Origin of the sequence: Endozoicomonas sp. ALC013 (genome assembly GCF_049310205.1) — a bacterium.
In the GTDB taxonomy this organism is placed as follows: Bacteria; Pseudomonadota; Gammaproteobacteria; order Pseudomonadales; family Endozoicomonadaceae; genus Endozoicomonas.
Genome location: NZ_JBLYNS010000262.1, coordinates 1 through 3,766 on the forward strand (window position 1 = coordinate 1; position 3,766 = coordinate 3,766).

Annotated in this window: 3 protein-coding genes; all 3 read left to right on the forward strand. The window is 54.0% G+C overall.

Annotation, left to right across the window (positions count from 1 at the left end):
• Nucleotides 1-54 precede the first annotated feature (54 nt).
• The gene (locus ACO6V1_RS22845) at nucleotides 55-1,587 is read left to right on the forward strand and encodes a Re/Si-specific NAD(P)(+) transhydrogenase subunit alpha (RefSeq protein WP_422449648.1); all 1,533 of its coding nucleotides are present in this window, start codon (nucleotides 55-57) and stop codon (nucleotides 1,585-1,587) included.
• 15 nt (nucleotides 1,588-1,602) lie between these two features.
• The gene (gene pntB / locus ACO6V1_RS22850; RefSeq protein ID WP_422449649.1) at nucleotides 1,603-3,003 is read left to right on the forward strand and encodes a Re/Si-specific NAD(P)(+) transhydrogenase subunit beta; all 1,401 of its coding nucleotides are present in this window, start codon (nucleotides 1,603-1,605) and stop codon (nucleotides 3,001-3,003) included.
• Nucleotides 3,004-3,158: 155 nt separating this feature from the next.
• Nucleotides 3,159-3,766, forward strand: a 608-nt coding sequence (locus ACO6V1_RS22855) for a hypothetical protein (RefSeq protein WP_422468781.1), incomplete at its 3' end; no start/stop codon positions are given.

Below are 3,766 nucleotides of genomic sequence, written 5' to 3' on the forward strand. Positions count from 1 at the left end.
TGGGTGCTGATGCACTGAATGAAAAGTCTATTAATTTAGCTTCCGGTGACCGTTATGCGCATAGGGATCCCTGGAGAGGTCCAGGAAAACGAGAATCGTGTTGCTGCAACGCCCGAGACAGTGGGCAAGTTGCAGAAGCTCGGTTTTGACGTCGTCATTGAACGAGGTGCAGGGGTAAAAGCGAGCTTTGGGGATGAAGCATTTACTCAGGCTGGTGCCCGGGTCGTTGATCGTGATGAAGTCTGGAATTCAGACATTATTCTCAAGGTGAACGCGCCCATTGATGATGAAATTGCACTGCTAAAAGATGGTGCTACCCTGGCCAGCTTCATCTGGCCAGCCCAGAATGAAGCACTGATGAATAAGCTTAGCCAGCGTAATGTGAACATTCTGGCAATGGACAGCGTACCGCGCCTGTCTCGCTCACAGTCCCTGGATGCCCTGAGTTCAATGGCCAATATTGGTGGCTATCGTGCGGTGGTTGAGGCATCCCACGAGTTTGGCCGCTTCTTTAATGGCCAGATCACGGCGGCTGGTAAAATTCCGCCAGCCAAGGTGCTGGTCATTGGTGCCGGTGTTGCTGGCCTGGCTGCCCTGGGTGCAGCGGGCAGTATGGGTGCCATTGTGCGTGCCTTCGATACCCGGCCTGAAGTCAAAGAGCAGGTTGAGAGTATGGGGGCGGAGTTCCTCGAGCTTGACTATGAAGAAGAACAGGACTCTTCCGATGGTTATGCGAAAGAGATGAGCCAGGCGTTTATTGATGCTGAGATGGCGCTCTTTATGGAGCAGGCCAGAGACGTTGATATCATCATCACCACGGCGCTTATTCCCGGTAAACCGGCACCAAAGCTGATCACCGAAGAAATGGTCAAGGCCATGAAGCCCGGCAGTGTTATTGTCGATCTGGCTGCTCAGACCGGTGGTAACTGTGCATGTACCGTCAAGGACCAGATCACTGTCGCCCATGGCGTAAAAGTGATCGGTTATACCGATCTGCCAAGCCGTCTGCCTACCCAGTCATCGCAACTATACGGCACTAACCTGGTGAATCTGCTGAAGCTGCTCTGTCCAAACAAGGATGGGCAGATTGATATCAACTTTGATGATGAAGTGATCCGTGGCCTGACCGTGATCCGTGACGGCAGCATCACCTGGCCACCACCCCCGGTGAAAGTCAGTGCAGCCCCGGCTGCCGGGCCGGAACCGGTGGTGGCTAAAGAGCCCGAGCAGGAAGCAAAGGCCAGGCCCTGGCTGAAGCCGGTACTGATGGCTGTCGGTGCTGTCCTCTTTGGTTGTGTGGCTAACTCTGCCCCCGGCAGTTTCCTGGAACATTTCACCGTTTTTGTCCTCGCTTCCATCGTCGGCTATTACGTTATCTGGAATGTGACGTCTGCGCTGCATACGCCATTGATGAGTGTTACCAACGCTATCAGCGGCATTGTGGTGGTTGGCGGTCTGGTCCAGATGGGCAGTGACAACAATATCGTACTTGCCCTGTCGGGTATTGCCATCACGGTCGCTGTCATCAATATTGTTGGTGGATTCGCTGTTACCCAGCGGATGCTCAAGATGTTCCGTCTGGATTAACAGGAGTCGCTCGCAATGTCTGAAGGATTACTGGTAGCGGCTTATCTGGTCGCTGCATTAATGTTTGTTATGAGTCTTGCCGGGCTTAGCCGACAGGATACGGCAAAAAACGGCAATATCTACGGCATCACCGGGATGGTGGTTGCCGTTCTGGCCACCCTGGCACATGCCCATATTGCCGGTATTACTCTGGTAACGCTCTGCATGATAGTGGGTGCGGGTGTTGGTCTTTATCTGGCGATTAAAGTCCAGATGACGGAAATGCCACAGCTGGTGGCCATTCTGAACGGCTTTGGTGGTCTGGCCGCCGTACTGATTGGTTTTGCCAGTGCGCTGGAAGCCAATGACTCACTGGCTGGTCAGTTGAAAGACCTGGTCATGTCCGCTGAGCAGTTGATTCACAGCTCGGAAATCTTTATCGGGATTATTATTGGTGCGGTGACGTTCAGTGGCTCGGTGGTGGCGGCGTTGAAGCTTCATGGCAAGATTTCCAGCCGTCCGGTATCACTGCCCGGTAAGCACTGGACCAACCTGGCTATCCTTGGCCTGGCAGTGTTGATGGGTGTTGTCTATGTACAGCAGCACAGTATTCTGGCCCTGGTGCTGGTCACTCTGCTGGCCTTTGCCTTTGGTATCACCCTGGTGCTGGGTATTGGCGGTGCCGATATGCCGGTGGTGGTCTCCATGCTGAACGCTTACTCAGGTCTGGCGGCGGCCATGACTGGCTTTATGCTGGGCAACAACCTGCTGATCATTACCGGTGCCATGGTGGGTTCTTCCGGTGCCATCCTCTCTTACCTGATGTGCGCAGCCATGAATCGGTCGTTTATTTCGGTGATTCTGGGTGGCTTTGGCACCGCAGAGGGGACGATCGTCGAAGGTGGTGATCAGGGTGACTATACCGAAGTCAGCGCAGAAGACGTTGCGGAACAGCTGAAGAACTCCGCCAGTGTTATTATCACGCCTGGCTATGGTATGGCGGTTGCCCAGGCTCAGCACCCGGTTCGTGACCTGGTCAAGAAGCTGCGGGACCGTGGGATCAAAGTTCGTTTCGGTATCCACCCGGTGGCCGGTCGTCTGCCGGGCCATATGAATGTACTGCTGGCTGAGGCAAAGGTGCCTTATGACATCGTGGAAGAGATGGATGAAATCAACGATGACTTTGCCGATACCGATACGGTTCTGGTGATCGGTGCCAACGACACGGTGAACCCGGCGGCGGCTGAAGATCCCAACAGCCCTATTGCCGGCATGCCGGTATTGCGGGTCTGGGAAGCCGGAGAAGTGATCGTCTTCAAACGCTCGATGGCGACCGGCTATGCGGGTGTCCAGAACCCACTGTTCTTCCGTGACAACAGCCGTATGCTGTTTGGTGATGCCACCGACAGCGTTGAGCAGATTCTCAAACAGTTCTGATATTCCCTCCTGTCTGGCTGGCAGCAAGCGCTGTCAGCCCGGAGCATTTCTGCCAGGAACGCTCAGTAATCCCGGTACTGTTAAAAATAAAAAACAATCATTCTTATTTGCATCTACATTTGTATTCCGAATCCTGTAACCTCGGAAACTTTGAAATGCACTCTGTACTTACTTCCTGCGTAACCATGACACCACCGTCTGATTCGGCTGCCACTGATAGTGGCCATATCCCGGAGGGTTCGTGGTGGTCGGGTATCTGGAATGTCAGTAAGACAGTGGCTAAATCCTTTCATCCGGACTTTGATCCCGGGCAACGCAGTGATCAGTCGGGTGGCCCATGGATACAGCTGGAAATTCAACCTAAAGAGCTGGCCCTGCGTCTGGCCCAGAAAGCAATACCCGCCGATAGCTACTTCAATACCATTAACCAGGTGGCTATGGCCTGTCTGGCGCTGGCCAGCCTGCCGGGTTGTGGGGGCCAGACGTCGCAAGACCACAATCCGGGAACCAGTAAAGAACCGCCTGGCACTGCTACATCAACCTCACCATCGACCAATACTGCAATGCCATCGTCTTCGTCATCGGCGTCAAGTTCTCAGCCGACCAGCCCAATGACTTTTTCGCCGTCTTCGACAGTTTCACAATCATCCAGTCCTGCAACGTCAACGCTATCAAGCTCAGAGCTGGAAAGTGGCGGCACTTCATCATCGGCTTCGGCAATGTCAGAATCGATCAGTCTGACGTCATCACCCATGCTGTCAAA